General features: G+C 39.4%; 16 protein-coding genes. 12 read left to right on the top strand and 4 right to left on the bottom strand.

The window, feature by feature from the left end:
* Positions 1-5 precede the first annotated feature (5 nt).
* From IMZ31_RS09225 to IMZ31_RS09245, 5 genes are all read left to right on the top strand, one after another.
* Positions 6-917: a hydroxymethylglutaryl-CoA lyase gene (locus tag IMZ31_RS09225; protein ID WP_207530195.1), complete on the top strand. Its 912-nt coding sequence runs from the start codon at positions 6-8 to the stop codon at positions 915-917.
* Positions 914-1,696, top strand: a complete 783-nt coding sequence (locus tag IMZ31_RS09230; RefSeq protein WP_207530196.1) for an enoyl-CoA hydratase — start codon at positions 914-916, stop codon at positions 1,694-1,696. The genes IMZ31_RS09225 and IMZ31_RS09230 overlap by 4 nt, the downstream gene beginning before the upstream one ends.
* 18 nt (positions 1,697-1,714) lie before the next feature.
* Positions 1,715-3,250 carry an acyl-CoA carboxylase subunit beta gene (locus IMZ31_RS09235; RefSeq protein WP_207530197.1) on the top strand — a complete coding sequence of 512 codons (1,536 nt, stop codon included), beginning with the start codon at positions 1,715-1,717 and terminating at the stop codon, positions 3,248-3,250.
* A gap of 100 nt (positions 3,251-3,350) precedes the next feature.
* Positions 3,351-4,835: a UDP-N-acetylmuramoyl-L-alanyl-D-glutamate--2,6-diaminopimelate ligase gene (locus tag IMZ31_RS09240; protein WP_207530198.1), complete on the top strand. Its 1,485-nt coding sequence runs from the start codon at positions 3,351-3,353 to the stop codon at positions 4,833-4,835.
* Between the two features lie 51 nt (positions 4,836-4,886).
* On the top strand, positions 4,887-5,132 hold the full coding sequence (locus IMZ31_RS09245; protein WP_207530199.1) for a hypothetical protein: 246 nt from the start codon (positions 4,887-4,889) through the stop codon (positions 5,130-5,132).
* Positions 5,133-5,179: 47 nt separating this feature from the next.
* Here the strand turns inward: IMZ31_RS09245 and IMZ31_RS09250 are convergent, their stop codons facing one another.
* The 4 genes from IMZ31_RS09250 to IMZ31_RS09265 all read right to left on the bottom strand — a co-directional run bounded on the left by IMZ31_RS09250 (position 5,180) and on the right by IMZ31_RS09265 (position 8,246).
* On the bottom strand, positions 5,180-5,560 hold the full coding sequence (locus IMZ31_RS09250) for a PadR family transcriptional regulator (RefSeq protein WP_036779022.1): 381 nt from the start codon (positions 5,558-5,560) through the stop codon (positions 5,180-5,182).
* 146 nt (positions 5,561-5,706) lie between these two features.
* Positions 5,707-6,699, bottom strand: coding sequence for an ABC transporter substrate-binding protein (locus tag IMZ31_RS09255; protein WP_207530200.1), 993 nt, complete (start codon positions 6,697-6,699; stop codon positions 5,707-5,709).
* 27 nt (positions 6,700-6,726) lie between these two features.
* Complete coding sequence (locus IMZ31_RS09260) at positions 6,727-7,479, bottom strand: ABC transporter permease (RefSeq protein ID WP_207530201.1); 753 nt, start codon at positions 7,477-7,479, stop codon at positions 6,727-6,729.
* Entirely contained in the window at positions 7,476-8,246 is a 771-nt protein-coding gene (locus IMZ31_RS09265) for an ABC transporter ATP-binding protein (RefSeq protein WP_207530202.1), read from the bottom strand. Before IMZ31_RS09265 ends, IMZ31_RS09260 begins: the two co-directional genes overlap by 4 nt.
* Before the next feature lie 397 nt (positions 8,247-8,643).
* On the opposite strand from IMZ31_RS09265, the gene IMZ31_RS09270 reads away from it, so the two are divergent.
* The 7 genes from IMZ31_RS09270 to IMZ31_RS09300 all read left to right on the top strand — a co-directional run bounded on the left by IMZ31_RS09270 (position 8,644) and on the right by IMZ31_RS09300 (position 18,397).
* Positions 8,644-9,774: a glycosyltransferase family 4 protein gene (locus IMZ31_RS09270; protein ID WP_207530203.1), complete on the top strand. Its 1,131-nt coding sequence runs from the start codon at positions 8,644-8,646 to the stop codon at positions 9,772-9,774.
* A gap of 68 nt (positions 9,775-9,842) precedes the next feature.
* On the top strand, positions 9,843-10,415 hold the full coding sequence (locus tag IMZ31_RS09275) for a maltose acetyltransferase domain-containing protein (protein WP_207530204.1): 573 nt from the start codon (positions 9,843-9,845) through the stop codon (positions 10,413-10,415).
* 384 nt (positions 10,416-10,799) lie between these two features.
* Positions 10,800-11,225 carry a GNAT family N-acetyltransferase gene (locus tag IMZ31_RS09280; protein ID WP_207530205.1) on the top strand — a complete coding sequence of 142 codons (426 nt, stop codon included), beginning with the start codon at positions 10,800-10,802 and terminating at the stop codon, positions 11,223-11,225.
* Positions 11,226-11,363: 138 nt separating this feature from the next.
* Positions 11,364-12,380: an NAD-dependent epimerase/dehydratase family protein gene (locus IMZ31_RS09285; protein ID WP_207530206.1), complete on the top strand. Its 1,017-nt coding sequence runs from the start codon at positions 11,364-11,366 to the stop codon at positions 12,378-12,380.
* Positions 12,381-13,445 (top strand): dihydrodipicolinate synthase family protein, encoded by a 1,065-nt coding sequence (locus IMZ31_RS09290; protein ID WP_207530207.1) that lies wholly within the window; start codon positions 12,381-12,383, stop codon positions 13,443-13,445. It abuts the gene before it with no gap.
* Between the two features lie 25 nt (positions 13,446-13,470).
* Positions 13,471-15,492: an alginate lyase family protein gene (locus tag IMZ31_RS09295; protein ID WP_242705687.1), complete on the top strand. Its 2,022-nt coding sequence runs from the start codon at positions 13,471-13,473 to the stop codon at positions 15,490-15,492.
* Between the two features lie 124 nt (positions 15,493-15,616).
* Positions 15,617-18,397: a CBM96 family carbohydrate-binding protein gene (locus IMZ31_RS09300; RefSeq protein ID WP_207530208.1), complete on the top strand. Its 2,781-nt coding sequence runs from the start codon at positions 15,617-15,619 to the stop codon at positions 18,395-18,397.
* Positions 18,398-18,408: the final 11 nt, after the last annotated feature.

Genomic DNA, 18,408 nt, shown 5'->3' on the forward strand with positions numbered 1-18,408 from the left:
TCTTTATGAACCTTCCAGCAGGAGTTACGGTTAAAGAAGTAGGGCCAAGAGATGGATTGCAAAACGAAGAGGAACACATCTCTACTATTGATAAAATTGAGTGGATTAATCAGCTATCAGAAACAGGTCTTTCTTATATAGAAATCACCTCATTTGTGCATCCAAAATGGATCCCTCAATTAGGTGATGCTGTGGATGTGGCTAAACAAATCAATCGGAAGTCTGGGGTCACTTACGCCGCCCTGGTCCCTAATGAAAGAGGGTTGGAACGAGCGCTAGAAGCTGACATTGATGAGGTTTCCATCTTCATGTCCGCTTCTGAAGCGCATAACCAAAAGAATATTAACAAGTCTATTAGAGAAACATACCCAGTTTTGTCACCGGTCGTTCAGACAGCTAAGAATGAGGGGAAAACTGTTCGGGCTTATGTTTCTACTGTATTTGGATGTCCGTATGATGGGAACGTCAAAGTTGATCAAGCTTTATCCGTTTGTGAGCGTTTGTTTGAAATGGGAATTGATGAATGTTCAATAGGAGATACCATAGGGGTCGCGAATCCTCTGCAAGTTGAGCGAGTGCTTAGTTCTTTAGGTAATCATTTTCCAAAAGAAAAACTAGCCCTTCATTTTCACAATACAAGGGGGACCGCTCTTGCAAACGTCCTTACCGCTTTACAGTTAGGATATACGACGTTTGATAGTTCTCTAGGGGGATTGGGTGGATGCCCTTATGCTAAAGGGGCTTCAGGAAATCTTGCTACAGATGACCTTCTCTACATGCTTGAAGAAATGGGCATTCATACTGGCATTGATCATCATAAACTTTTGAAGTCAGGAGAGTGGATCCAAAACGTTGTCGGAAAACCACTTCCAAGTCACCATATGCAAATGCTAAGAAGTGGAGGGATTCATGTTTGAAGAAAGCTGTAGAATTACAAAAACTAGAGGAGTATGTATACGAAATCTCTTTATCGCGTCCTGAAGCTGCAAATGCATTTTCACATGCTCTGATGGATGATCTTAATGTTTGTTTAGAAGAAGTGGAAGCATCAACAGATGTAAGGTGTTTGATTATCAGAGGCGCTGGAGAAAAAGCCTTTTGCGCTGGTGCAGATTTAAAGGAGCGGCAGGGTATGAATGACCAACAAGTCATTGAAACCGTATATAGAATCGGCCAATGCATAAGGAGGGTTGAATCTTTAGAAATCCCTACGATTGCCTCTATTAACGGTGTGGCGTTTGGCGGTGGTCTCGAACTTGCGCTTGCCTGTGACCTTCGTATAGCGAGGGATGATACGAAGATGGGCTTAACTGAAACCTCACTTGGCATTATACCGGGAGCAGGTGGTACACAGCGTCTTCCTTGCTTAGTAGGGATAGGTAAAGCAAAAGAAATGATCTATAGCGCGATGAGAATCTCTTCAGAAGAATCGGCGAATATTGGTTTGGTAGAAAGGGTTGTTCCTGCATCTGAACTTTTAGAAGAGACGAGGGGCCTTGCTAGGGTTATTGCAAAGAACGCACCAATTGCACTAAAGCAAGCGAAACGAGCCATTAATTTAGGTATAAACACGGATAAAGATACTGGTCTCTGTATTGAATCCCTTTGCTATCAGCAAACCATTTCAACAGAAGATCGTTTAGAAGGATTAAACGCTTTCAAGGAGAAACGAGCACCACAATATAAAGGTAGATAACAAAGGAGGAAAATCTAGATGACAACGAAATATGATCGAACATTTCAAGATAAAGTTGATGAAATTAAGCAAGGTGGTTCAGAAAAATACCATCAAAAAAATGCAGAAAAAGGGAAAATGTTTGTTCGTGATCGCTTAGAACAGTTATTTGATGATGGAATCGATGTTGAAGACGCTTTCTTTGCCAATTGTCAGGATGGTAGTCTTCCCGCCGACGGCGTTGTGACTGGAATAGGTGAAATTAACGGAGAAACAGTTTGTGTGATGGCTAATGATTCTACTGTTAAAGCAGGATCTTGGGGAGCGCGAACTGTCGAAAAAATTATCCGAATACAAGAAACGGCTGAAAAACTAGAAGTACCGATGCTATATTTAGTCGATTCAGCAGGAGCAAGAATTACCGATCAAGTTGAAATGTTCCCAGGAAGACGTGGAGCAGGTCGTATCTTCTATAATCAAGTTAAACTTTCAGGTCGTGTTCCTCAAGTTTGCTTACTCTTTGGGCCTTCAGCCGCTGGTGGAGCATACATCCCTGCTTTTTGTGACATTGTTGTTATGGTAGAAGGAAATGCATCCATGTATTTAGGTTCCCCTCGTATGGCTGAGAAGGTCATTGGTGAAAAAGTAAGCCTTGAAGAAATGGGCGGGGCAAAGATGCATTGCTCTGAATCTGGTTGTGGAGATGTACTAGCAAAGACAGAGCAAGAAGCCATTGAATACGCAAGAAACTATTTAAGCTATTTTCCGAAAAATTTCAGAATACCTGCACCAACTAAAGATCCGCTACCTGTAAAACCTCACGATAAAACCATCCAGGATTTAATACCCGAAAACCAAAATGCTCCTTTTGATATGTACGAATTAATCGACCATTTAATTGATGAAGACTCATTTTGTGAGATTAAGAAGTTATTTGCGAGGGAACTGATTACTGGACTAGCTCGAATGAACGGAAAACCTGTTGGAATTATCGCAAACCAACCACGCATGAAAGGTGGCGTGTTATTCCACGATTCAGCAGATAAAGCAGCTAAGTTTATTAATCTATGTGATGCGTTCCATATACCGCTTCTGTTCTTAGCTGACATTCCAGGATTTATGATTGGAACACGTGTAGAGAAAGCAGGGATCATTCGCCATGGCGCTAAGATGATATCAGCCATGAGTGAAGCAAGCGTACCAAAAATTTCTGTAATTGTCCGCAAAGCATACGGTGCCGGTCTTTATGCTATGGCAGGTCCAGCTTTTGAGCCGGACTGTTGCATTGCTCTTCCTAGCGCTCAAATAGCTGTAATGGGTCCTGAAGCTGCTGTTAATGCTGTATATGCTAATAAAATTGCTGAACTATCAGAAGAAGAGCGACCTCAATTCATAAAGGAAAAGCAAGAAGAATATAAAGAGAATATCGATATCTATCGCTTGGCTTCTGAAATGGTTGTAGATGATATAGTTGATCCTAACCGATTGCGAGCAGAGCTGATTACCCGCTTTGCCTCTTATGAAACAAAACGTCTACAATTTACAGAACGAAAACATGGGGTTTACCCGGTCTAGTACGTTTGTTGCAGATAGCTATTAAATGGCGATAGAATTGACAAGCACATCGAGGGCTTTTCTTTGGAGATTAAACTGACCCTTAATGGAGGTTCTACAAATGAAATTACAAACAATATTAAACAAAATAGACTACACGATTCTACAAGGGGACGCTCAAGTAAACATTGAATCTGTTGCATACCATTCTGGGTTAATACAACAGGATTCACTGTTCATTTGCCTTGAAGGAACGAAACGCGATGGACATGATTATATTGCCCAAGCGGTTATGAAGGGCGCAGTTGCGATCGTTATTCAAAAACAAGTTGGCCTGGAGTTTGTTCCAGAGGATATGACGGTCATACAAGTTGATGATACTAGGCAAGCGCTACCAATGATTGCGAGTCAGTTCTATAGCCATCCTTCACAAGCTTTTCGTTTAGTAGGTGTCACGGGCACAAACGGTAAAACGTCTGTATCTCATCTGATCTCCTCTATTCTTCAATATACAGGTAGAAAAGTTGGCACTGTTGGCACACTTGGTAATCGTATCAATGATGAGGATATTAAAGCTTATCGTACAACGCCAACTACTCCTGAGACTGTAGACCTGCAAGCTTCTTTTGCAGCTATGCGCGACCAAAGCGTTACGGACGTAGTTATGGAAGTTTCTTCAATGGGACTAAAAAATAAACGTGTCTTGGAATGTCAGTTTGATGTGGGGATCTTTACGAATCTCTCACGTGAGCATTTAGACGACCACGGTTCTTTTGAAGATTATAAAGAAAGCAAGCTCTCACTATTTCCTATGTGTCCTTATTCAATTATAAACGTAGATGATCCATTTGCTTCTGAATTTATCGGTTCAACAAACGGTTCTTATGAAACATACGGAATCGAGAATAAGGAAGCTGATCTTAATGCATCGCATACAAAAGCTGATGAAAAGGGCGTTGCTTTTCAGATCAATCATAAAGAATTCCAGAACGATGTATATGTACCCATTCCAGGTGAATTTACTGTTTCGAACTCTCTAGCAGCCATAAGTTGTTGTCTTCATTTAGGGCTTGATATTGAAGAAATTATAGAAGCGCTAAAGCACGTTAAAGGTCCAGATGGACGTTTGCAAACGATCCATTCACCTGAAGGATTTACAGTTATGGTTGATTATGCGCATACACCTGATGCATTAGAGAAAGTATTGTTAAATCTATCACCTATAAAAAAAGGGAATATATTTGTTGTATTTGGTTGCGGTGGCGATCGTGACCGGGGCAAACGGGCTGTGATGGGGGAAATAGCCTCTAGATGGAGTGATTACGTTATTCTCACATCAGATAATCCGCGTTCAGAAGAACCCGCTAGCATTCTATCTGATGTAGAAGAAGGAATGCAAGCTCCTGGAGACTATGAAATTATTGAAGACCGAGAAGAAGCGATTCATCGTGCACTAGGCATGGCGGAACCACGTGACATCGTCCTAATCGCAGGGCGTGGAAATGAAAACTACCAGGAAGTAAAAGGATCAAAGCGCTCTTTAAATGATTTTGATGTAGTTGAAAGGTTTATGAATCAACACACATCAACGATTAAGGAGGGGTAAATCATAACGAGCCAGATGAAGAGACGTATTGTGTTTGGTTGTGGACTTTTTTTGGGGTTATATCTACTGTTGAAAGGGATCGATTTCTTTAAAGATTACGGAAGTAACATTGGCACTTTACCTGAATTGCAGTTATTTTTAATTGATGTTACCAATCTGCTCCCTTTTCAACAAACTCCAATCATTGGAACGATTTTGTTAATCATGGGATCGATCATCACTGTCTTATCATTTGTGGCTTTTCTTCGTACAAATCATCATGATCATTATCAAAATGTGGATCAAAACGGTAAATGAGTACCTGTTAACAGTAAAACCGCTCCCTATTAATAGGGAGCGGTTTTTTATTGGTAAACTTCATTCATGATTCTTTTCAAAATATGAATTTGTTCGTCAAAGAGAATTTTATAATGTTTCTTCATAACTTCAAATTCTTCTGTTCCTTGTTCCGTTACACGGTACCAGTACACTTTTTGTCGTTTTTTCTCGAGGGATTTGTAGTCTTCACGGCGTTGTAAGAGCCCCTCTTCTGTCATGTCATGAAGGGTATCGAGTAATGTTGAAGGAGCGGGCTGCCAGTTCCCTGTCAGCTTACTAAACTCCTCTTTAAAATGTTCACTGATTAAAGATGTACGCTTGTGCAACAAATGTAAAATATAAAACTTGGTAAACTGAGCGGCAGACATATTCAAAGCAAACTTCTTTGGATTATTCTTGTTTGACATCCAATACACACCCCTTTTGGTAGAAAATAAGTTTGTTGCCAACATCTACATAACTAGTATACCATATTTTATACTTAGTAGTAACTCAGAATGCACATAATAAAACCCTTGAGAAAAGCAAATTTAGCGATTCTCAAGGGTGTATACTACTCTATAAAACTTTTATCAACTAAACCTTCTAAATCTGGTTGTTCTTTTAAGAATTCTAAATCAAATGAAGAGTTGGCAAACATTTGAAGGTAATCTGGGTTAATTTCGTATGTGAACGTTATACGCTCCCACGCACTATCAATGACGCTACGAGACAATTCTTGTTCTGTAATATCTTTAATCTTGTTAATAGCGATTGTTTTTGATTCATCAGGATTTTCTTGAATAAATTTCGTCGCCTTCATGTGACCATCAACTAATTTCTGAACTAGTTCTGATTCATTTTCGACCAAATCACTAGAGGTTACAAATACGGCAGCAGGAAGTGTTTCACCATATGCAACGTTCTTCGTATCAATTAAGACCTCTCCATATCCTTCTTCTTCAATATAAGAAGCCCAAGGTTCTGGAACGGTTGCAACATCCACTTTGCCATTTGCAAATTGTTGAGCATATGTTGCTGGTTTACCGGTTACATGTTTCATATCCCCGTTTAAACGGTCAGATTTCATTCCAAATTCGCGCATCATCAATGTTTCAAATTGAACGTCATGTGTACAGCCAACTCGAGGAGAGATAAATGTTTTCCCTTTAATATCCTCTGGTGAAGTAATGCCAGAATCTTTACGGGCCATTATAACCGTACCACCTGTAGACCCTGCGGCTAATACGTTGATCTCCGCTCCGTTTGTAAAGTGATTCATAGCTGGTCCAGGACCTACAAGGCCACCGTGGATCTCACCTGTTTCAATTGCTGTCATAAAACTTGAACCATCCGGAAAGTACTTATAACTTACTTCCGTACCATCTGGCAATGTTTCTTCGTAAAAGTTCTTTTCTTCTGCTACCATTCCAGCTACGTGATTAATATTTGGGAAATACCCAATTACAATCTCCTCAGGTGTTTCTCCTGATGTAGATTTACTTCCACATGCCGTTAATAGTACGGCAAGAAGAGCAATCGTGCATACATATAGTAATTTTTTCATGATTCATCCACCTCTTTGTAAAGATTTTTATAGTAGGCCCCAACGTTTCATTACTGTCTTCTCTAATTTAGAAAAGACAAGATGATCAACAGTTGAGCCGATTACACCAATAATTAAGATAATTGCCATAACAACATCTACTCTTGCAAAGTCAAAAGCGTATGTTAATGAGTAGCCAAGTCCAGGTCCGTTACTTAATAATTCACCTGCCATCAATGCACGCCAGCTAAATGCCCACGCAAGACGAATTCCTGTCATGAAGTGAGGAACAGAAGCAGGGATTTCAACTTTAAAGAATAGCTCCAATCCGTTTACACCCATTGTTCTGGCTGCCTTCTTAAAAGATGAAGGGACGTTTCGAAGAGCCGTCCGTGTATTTAGAGCCATTACAAAAATTCCACCGATCACGACCACAAAAATGACTGCCATTTCGTTGAACCCAAATAGTAATAGCGAGAGAGGCACCCAAGCGATACTAGGGATACTTTGTAATGCTATTAAATACATACCAGCAGTTTCATCCGCTTGTTTAGATTTCGCTAACAAAACCCCAATCGACGTGCCAAGTATAATACTGATCGGAAGGCCATATAACAAATGCTTAAAACTAGCCAAAAGGGCTTTCGTTAAGGTCCCATCTCCAAATCCTTCGATCAGTGCATAGTACACATCAACAGGAGGTGGGAATGCGATATCTGGGAATACTCCCGCTGAATAGACCCCTTGCCAGAGAGCAATAACCGCTACAAGAAATAAAATTCGTTTCAGTAAGATTTTCATTGTAATTCTTCCTTTAATACTTTGTTGATTTCGCCTTCTAATAATCCCATTACATGTTGCTCCATAGCGATGACATCTGAATTCGTTCTTACTCTTGGTCTAGGGAGTGTAATTGATAAATCCTCAATAATTCGACCAGGACGTGTTCCCATAACGATAATTCGGTCTGATAACTTAATAGCTTCAGAGATTGAATGTGTGACAAATAGTATAGTTTTCTGGTCTTCTGACCAAATCCGTAACAACTCATCATGTAAGATATGCCTGGTTTGTTCATCTAAAGCACCAAACGGTTCATCCATTAGTAACACTTTCGGATCCATAGCAAGGGCCCTTGCTATCGCTACACGTTGCTGCATTCCGCCTGAAAGTTCATGAGGGTAGGATTGTGTGAAGCGACTAAGGTGCACCATTTGCAAATAGTTCTTAGCTGTCGTGACTTGATCTTTCTTTGATAGGTGTTTTAAAGGAAACTTAACGTTTTCTAAAACATTTAACCAAGGGAATAGTGCAGGTTGCTGAAAGACCATCCCTCTGTCAGGGCCGGGCTTTGATACGGGCTGATCTTCTAAAAGGATATCCCCGCTCGTTATAGACTCAAGTCCCGCTATCATAGAGAGAAGCGTTGATTTCCCACAACCTGATGGACCTAAAATGGATACAAAATTATGTTCCTCTATAGAAAGATTGATCTCAGAAAACACCTCCCATGCTCCGTGCTCTTCGTGTGGAAAGGATTTTGATACGTTGTTTAATTCTAAGTACATTAGCTCAGCCCTTTTCTTTAATTCTTATAAGAATAATCGGAATTATATGCGTTATATTATACGGTTCGGTGGAAAAACGTGTCAACCTATTTTAGAATTTTATGAAATCTAACTTCAGAATGCTTGGTAAACCACAAGTTGATAACTGTTTATTGTGTAGAAATATGGTACAATATGTGCGGTATTGGCTTACATAATTTACGTTTCGTATATAAATCTCACATATTCTTAACAAGGATCTCTCACTTATGTAGTGAAAAGGAAGCTATATTACTGATATGATTAGACATAGATGTAACAATAGAGACATTTTCTATTTATCAAAATGTACATAAGAGTAAAATCCAATTGTTGTGGAAAGCTTAAACATTAATAGTGAAATAAAGGAGTATGCAGCTTGAAGATCGCAATTGTAACAGAAACCTTCTTACCTTCCACTGACGGAGTCGTAACAAGGCTTAAAGAAGCTATTAAATACCTGAGGAACCAACAACATGAAGTAGTAGTTATTGCCCCAGACCTAGGTGTTTATGAATATGAAGGAGCTATTGTAGAGGGTGTAAAGACAACAACGTTGCCCTTTTATAAGTATCGTCCTTTCGCTCTTCCAAATAAAATAGTGAAGTCTTTACTACGAAAACACAATCCAGACATTGTTCATGTAGTGAATCCTGCACTTGTTGGAGTGTCAGGGGTGAAGTATGCAAAAGAGTTGAATCTTCCTTTGTTAGCTTCTTATCACACCCACGTTCCTAAATACTTGGATTACTATAAATTATATGCCTTTAAACCCCTACTATGGTGGCATTTTAAACGCCTTCATAACCAAGCAGATCTAAATCTTTGTACTTCACAAGCGGTTAAAGATGAACTTGATGAAGAAGGGTTTTATAATGTTCATGTATGGAAACGTGGCGTAGCAGTGGATCGTTATTCTCCAAAACATTATAGTCAGGAAATGAGGAGTCGTCTTACCGGAGGAGAACCACATAAGAAGTTGCTGGTTTTTGTCGGGCGGCTTGCTGCTGAGAAAGAGATTCACAAATTGAAGCCGCTTCTTGAACAGCGAGATGATGTTCGGTTAGCCATTGTTGGAGATGGTCCAGCTCGTGAACAAGTTGAGCAGACATTTGAAGATACAAATGCGATCTTTACAGGTTTCTTGCATGGTGATGAGTTAAATCAAGCGTTTGCGTCAGCAGATGCCTTTATTTTTCCTTCTGTAACGGAAACATTAGGACTTGTTATTTTAGAAGCTATGGCTTCAGGACTACCTGTTATCGCAGCAAAGAGTGGTCCCACTATGGAACAAGTAGAAGATGGGCGCACAGGAATATTGTTTGAAAATGAAGATACACAAAGTTTGATCGAAGCGGTTGAGAAGATAGAAGATGCGGAGCTTATGCAAACCCTACGTGAAAATGCTCGAGCAGAAGCGGAAAAGTTCAGTTGGACAAAACCTTCTGAACAATTATTAGAGTATTATGAGCAAGTGTTAGGATCCATAAAAATGAAACAAGCGAATTGAAACCATTAAGAAAAGTCTTAGATTATTCCTAAGGCTTTTTCTTTTTATTCAGACAGGAGGTATATAGAATGAATTCGGAGAAGCAAAAGATGATAGCTGGAGAGTTGTATCATGCAAGTGATGAGGAATTAGTCAAAGACCGACTAAATGCAAGGGAACTAACAAGACTATTTAACCATTCGACAGAAGAGGAAGAGTATAGACGTACAGAACTACTAAAAGCTCTGTTTGGCTCTACAGGAAATGAGCTATCTATAGAACCCACTTTTAGATGTGATTATGGATATAACATTCATGTAGGAGAGGATTTCTATGCCAATTTTGACTGCATCATACTAGATGTTTGTCGAGTAACGATAGGAGACCAGTGTTTATTAGCTCCAGGTGTTCGAATTCTCACGGCTACTCATCCAGTAGATCCGACAACAAGAAGTTCAGGGCTTGAGTATGGTAAACCTGTAACGATTAAAGATAATGTATGGGTTGGAGCCAATGCAATCATAAACCCTGGTGTTACCATTGGTCATAATGTAATCATTGGCTCAGGTGCTGTAGTAACCAAGGATGTACCGGACAATGTAATTATAGGGGGTAACCCTGCACGAATGATTAAAGAAGTTGAATTTAACCGAAAATCATAAAGTTTGAAAAAGATGAAGTAACGGAAACTAATTCGTTACTTCATCTTTTTTTGATAATGAGAATAATAAATTGTAAAGGATTAGCATAAGATCGCTAGAATGAAATAAGGGAGACTTCCGGTAAATATTGCATGTATAGTTATTATTATACTCTTTAAGAAAACAGAAGCAATTTTACATGAATATAACAAAAAATGAATCGAACCCCCGTTTAATCGATCAATTCATGCAATATAAGTGAATAAACATGCGTTCCCGACTGCTCTTTTTTATTCGCTGAGAGCTTAAAATAATAAATTAGTACAAGAAATTATCTTATCTAACAAAATGGTATAAATACGAATGCGAGAACAAGTGTTCTTGTGTGGTTGAGGAGAGGATCTTATGGAAGTAAAAAAAGTAGAAACAGAAGAAGACATTAAAGCGATCTATTCGCTTATGTACCAGTTACGTAGTCATTTAAATCAGGAAGACTATGTGGAGCTTGTCATAGAAGCCATGGCATTTGACCGATACCAACTGATAGCGTTAATGGAACAAGAGAAACCTGTTGCAGCAATCGGATATAAAAGGATGACGACATTGTACTATGGGCGTTTCATATGGGTATGTGATTTAGTCACAGATCAGAAAGAGCGTTCAAAAGGCTTTGGAAACCAGTTGCTGACCTATGTAGAGAAAGAAGCAGCAACATTAGGGTTCCATACAGTTGCTTTATCCTCAGGTATAAAGAGACATTTAGCGCACCGTTTTTATGAGCATCATAAAGGATATGAAAAAGCTAGGTATGTACTTAAAAAAAAGCCTTAAATATAGTATATTCTCCCTTTTTTACGTTTTTAAATTTGAACATTTACGGTCCTATTTAAGACATTGTTCAAAGGTTCCCTTTACCATAAGATGAAGATAAATAGGACACTCTGATTGTGAAAAAGGGGGCATTCAATCTTGAAGAATATCCGGGATTTAGAGCAAAAAATGTGTGAACCATCTGCTGAATTAGTACGAGATATCACCTTACTTGATGGTGATATTATGATATTAGGAGTCGGCGGAAAAATGGGACCGACATTAGCTAAGCTAGCAAAGAATGCAGTAGATTCTGCTAAGCTTGAAAAACAGGTATATGCTGTTTCGAGGTTCTCGAAAGGTTCTCTTCGACGTGATCTTGAAGCGTTTGGGGTTAAGACGATTGCAGCGGACCTTTTAGATGAACATCAATTAGATCAATTGCCTGATGTGAAGAATATCATCTATATGGTTGGCCATAAGTTTGGGACTACAGGTAATGAGCATTTTACGTGGGCTATGAATTCCTTCTTACCTGGCTTAGTGGCAAAGAAATTTAAAAACTCACGAATTGTATCGTTCTCAACGGGTAATGTATATCCTCTTACTCCAGTAAAAAAAGGTGGAGTATCAGAAGAATACCCTACAGGTCCTATTGGTGAGTATGCACAATCGTGCCTTGGGCGTGAACGTGTTTTTTCTTACTATTCCCACAAATACAACATCCCTCAGCTTCATTTTCGGTTGAACTATGCTATAGACCTTCGGTATGGCGTTCTCCTTGAAATTGCGAAATCTGTAAAAGAAGGCAAGCCAGTTGATGTTACGATGGGTCATGCCAATGTAATCTGGCAAGGTGATGCGAACGACATGGCGATTCGGTCTTTATTATATTGTAGCTCTCCCCCTGAAATACTTAACGTTACAGGACCTGAGACCATGTCGATTCGCTGGGCTGCTGAGCAGTTTGGTGAGTTAATGAACCGGCCACCAGTCATTATAGGGGAAGAACAAGATACAGCTCTCTTAAGTAATGCTTCAAAATCTCACAAACTATTTGGATACCCTAGGGTGACTCTTCGAGAAATGATCGAGTGGACGGCAGACTGGTTAGAACATAACGGGGAGACCCTTGATAAACCAACCCACTTCCAGGAAAGGGAGGGGAAGTATTAAGTGGATAACCGTATAAATAAAGAAAAGTGGAAGTTGCTACACGAAGGTACCGTTATTCCAGCGCATCCTCTAGCCCTAACTAAAGAGAAAGAATTAGATGAAAGAAGACAACGAGCGTTAACGCGTTACTATATGGAGAGTGGGTCGGGTGGTATTGCTGTAGGCGTTCATACGACTCAATTTGAAATAAGGGAACCAGGCATTAATTTGTATGAAACTGTTTTAAGATTGGCTGCAGAAGAAGTAAATAATGCTAGTCTCAAGAAGCCTTTCTTAAAAATAGCAGGGATTTGCGGGCCGACTGATCAAGCTCTTAGAGAAGCTACACTTGCAAAAGAGTTAAGCTATGATATAGGACTTGTAAGCATGGGAGGTTTACACTTAACGGAGAACGAACATCTTGAGCGAATTAAGGAAATAGCCAATATTATTCCGGTATTTGGCTTCTACCTTCAACCATCAGTAGGTGGTAGAACGTTTTCTTATGAGTTCTGGGAACAGTTTGCAGAAATTAAAGGAGTTTGTGCTGTGAAAATGGCGCCCTTTAACCGTTATCAGACGCTTGATGTTGTAAGAGCTGTATGTCACTCGAGTCGAGTGGATGAAATTGCTCTTTATACAGGAAACGATGACAACATCGTTATCGATTTACTTACAAGTTACCAATTCACGGTTAATGGAAAACCCGTTTTGAAACCAATTGTTGGTGGCCTCCTTGGGCATTGGGCTGTTTGGACGTCCAAAGCGGTTCAACTCTTTGAAGAGACTAAGAAAATGCGAGGAAAACAGATTCTCTCTTCCACAATACTTACAACCGCTACTCATGTTACCGATAGTAATGCGGCACTATTTGACGCTGCCCATCAATTCAAAGGTTGTATTGCAGGCATTAATGAAGTGTTGAGAAGACAAGGTTTATTATCTGAGAATACGTGCTTAAGTGATCAAGATATTTTGAGTCCAGGTCAAACGGAAGAAATTGATCGAATTTATGAGCAATATCCACACCTTACTGATGATTTGTTTGTAAGCGATAATCTAGAGAAGTGGCTCTCGGAAAGATAGTGCACTTGGCAGAGGGGGGATTCTGTTGAATAAGCGTTTTTTTTACAACACTTCTGATCGAAAAGACATTATAGACTTTTGTAAAACAGTGTGGCCAGAAGAAGTAAAAGAAGTCATCCATCGAGCAGATCTTGCTACAAAGCATACGTTTATCTTTACTCATCGCTGGGATATGGAAAGGTGTGAAATTCCGGTAACTTTTAATCACAAGATCGAGTGGACGTACCGCTTCAAAGGAGATTTTGAGTGGACGGTTAATTTAAATCGAAGTAGATTTATGTCTGAATTAGGTCAAGCGTATTGGTTAACAAGTGATGAAAAGTATGTAACCTCTTATATAAATCTATTAAAAGACTGGATTATGCAGAATCCCTTATCAACAGAAGAAATACATTCAAGTAAGGAACAATATTATAATGTTAAAGATACATGGCGGAAGTTGGACAGCGGCATTCGTATTACAAACTGGTTAAAAGGGTATCACTGTGTAAAAGAATCAGATTATTGGACGAGAGAAAATGAGCAGTTTTTTAGGGAGGCCGTCCATCTTCATGGCACGTATTTAAGCATAGCTTTCACCCCTCATGACAGGCAAAGTAATTGGGGATTTTTAGAGACGAATGGATTGTTTCAAATTGCCATGCTTTTTCCAGAGTTTCCTGAGTCAAAGAGATGGCTGTCTATTGCTGTAGACCGTTTGGTAAACATGTGTGAGTTACAAATATTCGAAGATGGTATGCACAATGAGCAAAGTCCGATGTATCATCACGAAGTACTTCATTGTTTATTTGAATCCGTGTGGCTGGCAAGGAAAAACGAATATCCCTTGCTTTCCTTATGCGAGGAATCATTAGAACGCTTATTTCTCGCTTCTTTAGCCTTTGTTAAGCCTACTGGCTATCAACCTATGATTAGCGACAGTGATGATACGGATATACGAGATATACTATGTCGAGGAGCGGTTTTATTCAAACGAGGAGATTTGAAACATCAGGCTTATGATCAATTGGATTATGAGAGTGCTTGGTACTTCGGAAAAGATGGGATAGATGAGTTTCATGAGCTTGTGGCAAAACCACCTTCAACAGCATCCATTCATTTATCCAAGAGTGGATATTCCATAATGAGGAGCGGGTGGTCTGATAGAAGCCATTATTGTTTATTTGACGGCGGTCATATGGATATTATCCAGGCACACGGACATGATGATTTTTTACACCTTGATTTAAATGTCTTTGGTAAGGATATGTTGATCGATACAGGTAGATACACGTACATGGAAGGTGAAGAACGACGATACTTTAAAGAATCTTTTCAACATAATACGACGATCGTAGACCATACTTCTATATCTGAGTTTAAAGATTCCTGGACATGGGGAGAAATTGCAAGAACAACTCACTCATATTGGAAGACATGTAAAGCTTTTGACTATGCTGAGGCGGGTCATGATGGTTATCGCAATTTAAAAGATCCCGTTCAAGTACTACGCAAGATTCTATTTATTAAACCGTACTACTGGTTGGTCATAGATGAATTCCAATCCAATAAGGCGCATCATTTTGCTCAACATTTTCATTTAAGTGAGGACGTTTCTGTGCAAACATATCCCAATCGCTCTGAAGCAGTGTGTAATTTGAATGAAAAGGAAGGACTCTTCATTCGATCCATTACTCCAGCTAAGTTAACAAAGGATAAGTGTTGGATCTCTCGGAATTACAATGAGAAACAGCCATCTTCTAAACTTGTATTTGAGCACAAGGCTACCGGTAAAACAAAAATGGTTACAGCTCTCATCCCGTTTCATTCAACAATGACTAAAGATGTTGTTATAAAAGAAATAGGAGTAAGAAATACGTTCGGTGATTATTTTTCGAATGACGATGTAACCGCTATGGAAATAAATATAGGATTGGAGACGCACTTGGTAGTTGTATCTCACTCCGGACCGAACAGCTTCCAATTTGCAGAGCATCACATGACTGGATCGGTGATGCTTGTGAAGAAAGAAGGAGATAAACTAAACAAATGGGTCGTTAAAGTTTGAATGAACTCTATTAACGGACGTTTAACGGTCAGTCTATTTATCATCTTATAACCATAAACTCGTCACAAAGGTGGTGGATTTATGGTTATTAGTATTTCAAAATTTAATAGAAGGTGGTCTTTTCATGAAAAATTGGATACAACGTAGACTGATCGTTTTCTTGGTGCTGCTTTTCCCTCTAATATTCTTCCAAGGTGTGTCTCCTCATATTGGGCATGCCGAGTCATCTCTTACAATTACTTCGCATCAAAATGGTGATCGCCTTCCTGTTGGTATTGTTAGAATCTCAGGGTCTTATTCATCTGTTACGAATATTGAGGTCATTATCGATGCTATGACAGTCAATAAAGCTCAACTAGGTCCGAACTCTTCTGAATCTGGCGAATGGTTTTATGATTTAGATACCAACGAGATTGACGGAAGTGTACAAATCGTTCTAAAAGGAACTAGTACAATCACACGATATTCCACTTGGTCTGAACCGCTTCTTCTTGAAGTGGATAATAATAAAGCCAACACTCCAACAGTTATGATCCAAGACCCAAAAACGGATACAACTATCACTAAAAACACAAAGGTGACGGTAACGGCTTCAGGTAAGAATGATATAGAAGCGGTATACATTCGAGTGAATGGAGGAGAATGGACGCTTACGAAAAAGAAAAGTGACATCTATTCTTATCACTTAGTCATTCCTTCTGAACAAGACAAAACATACAGCATAGAAGCAAAAGCTGTGGATTCATTAGGAAATATAGGTTTTAGCCAAACCGTATATGTGAGGAAAGGAAACGGAAGGACAGTTGATACAACTTTCGATAAACAAGACCGTTCCATGTGGATATGGGAAAATGCTTCTTATAATTTAATCTACAATGAGGGTTCAAGAGACGTACTAGACGCTTTTGCAAAAGACACCACAACATTTAACCAGGATGCCATTGCAACCCTTTACCTTGGAGTGGATCGGTACTATGGAGTTGATATGCTTGAGGATGAAAGAGAGCGGGTTCGTAATCTCATTTCATGGGCACACCAGAAGGGGTACAAGGTCCACGCTCTTATTGCAGGCGGAACGAAACCACCTCACTTCGGTGCTTTTGATAGGTATCATGATACTGCCCTTAGAGAGGTTGAAAATATCATCAATTATAATCTCTCTTCAAAGAGTGAAGAGCAGTTTGATGGTGTGAATATAGATATCGAACCTTATATAGCTTCTCAATTTAAAACAGAGAAACCTTCCCTACAGATTCAATACCTTAATTTATTAGAGAAAATGATGGATCTGAAGCGTGTTTCTGACTCTAGTTTATTAATGGGAGCGGCGATCCCAAATTGGTATGACAGCTCTCCATATGCTCAAAATATAACGTGGGGCCCCAACTTGAAGGATGGAGAAAGTGAAACAAAGTGGTTATCTCAACACATACAAGACATCCTTGATTATATTTCGATTATGGATTATCGAGATTTAGCAGAAGGCTCAAATGGAATTATTGAGAGAGCTAGGGATGAGATAAACTACGCTGTAACCATTAACAAACCTAATTCGGTCGTTATTGGGGTAGAAACAAAGGACATTGCCGATGGAGGAGACCCGGAACTCATTTCGTTTAGAGAAGAAGGACGCACCTATATGGAACAAGAACTTGATAAGGTCTATACATCTATGAATAAATCCCCTTCTTTTGGTGGAATTGCGTTACATCACTATGATACATTGCGATATTTACCATCAGAATGGAGTGACGATGGTGTATTTTGGGAGCCACCTCTTGATTCTGAAGCTCCGACAAAAGTAGATCGTGAGCCCAAAGCCTTACCAACTAGTTATCAATCGATTTTTATTGATTATGGTAGAGCGTACGATAATGGAGAGGTCGAACATTATGCGATTTACAGAGGCCAAACCGCTGATTTCATACCAGGTGAAAATAATTTAGCCGGGGAATCAAGAGGTTTATCCTATGTAGATGAGGGGTTATTATCAAATACAACCTATTATTATAAGGTGGCAGCAGTTGATGTAAATGGAAACATTGGTCCAGCATCTGCTGTTACATCAGCTACAACGACCCAAACCTCCTTAAAACCATTAAAGGTTGAAGAAGCTTCTATAAGCTATTCTAACGGGAAAGCAGATGTAACTATAACGGTTTCAGATTTACAAACGGGTTCACCTGTAAAATCCAATCTAAGCGGGAGATTTGAGTATGTAAGTGGAAAAGTGGTAAATGGAACAACCAATGATCAAGGACAGATCACCTTCACCTCAGAAACTATTGGCACCAATAAGGGGAAAATTGGGTTCAAAATAAATGCTATTACAGCAGCAGGATATTACTGGGCTTCTTCAAAGGATGTTTCTTATGATTTGGAGACCACCTGGGCGTTTGAAAGTATTCCAGCAAGTGAGGATGCCTATGTGCGAAGTGATTCTTATGGAGATATAAACTACGGGGATTCTCCTATTTTAGAAGTAAAAGGTTTAGAGGAATCCGTTCAGAATTATGATCGCAAAGCGTATATTCAATTTACACCAGATCCATCGTCTCTTGTTAATCCTGCTAAAATAACACTAAAATTTTATGTAGATCGGGGCATTAGTGATTCTGAAGTATCAAATGTACCGATTTCCATCTACGGAGCTACCAATCAAGAATGGAAGGAAGAGGACATTACGTGGAATACTCAACCAGATTCATTAACCTTTAGTAAATTGGGGGAGATAGGAGTATCAGTTAAGGGATGGTATCAACTCGATCTAACAGAATGGGTGTCTAGTTTAGAAAATGTTCACTCGCTTACCATACGCCTCTCTGATGATGTTCTTATGGATCGGTTAGTCCCTATTCAAAGTAAAGAGAATACGAATCCGCCAACATTAGAAATTCGTAAGTAAACAAGAAAGGT

The organism is Pontibacillus sp. ALD_SL1, from assembly GCF_017355605.1.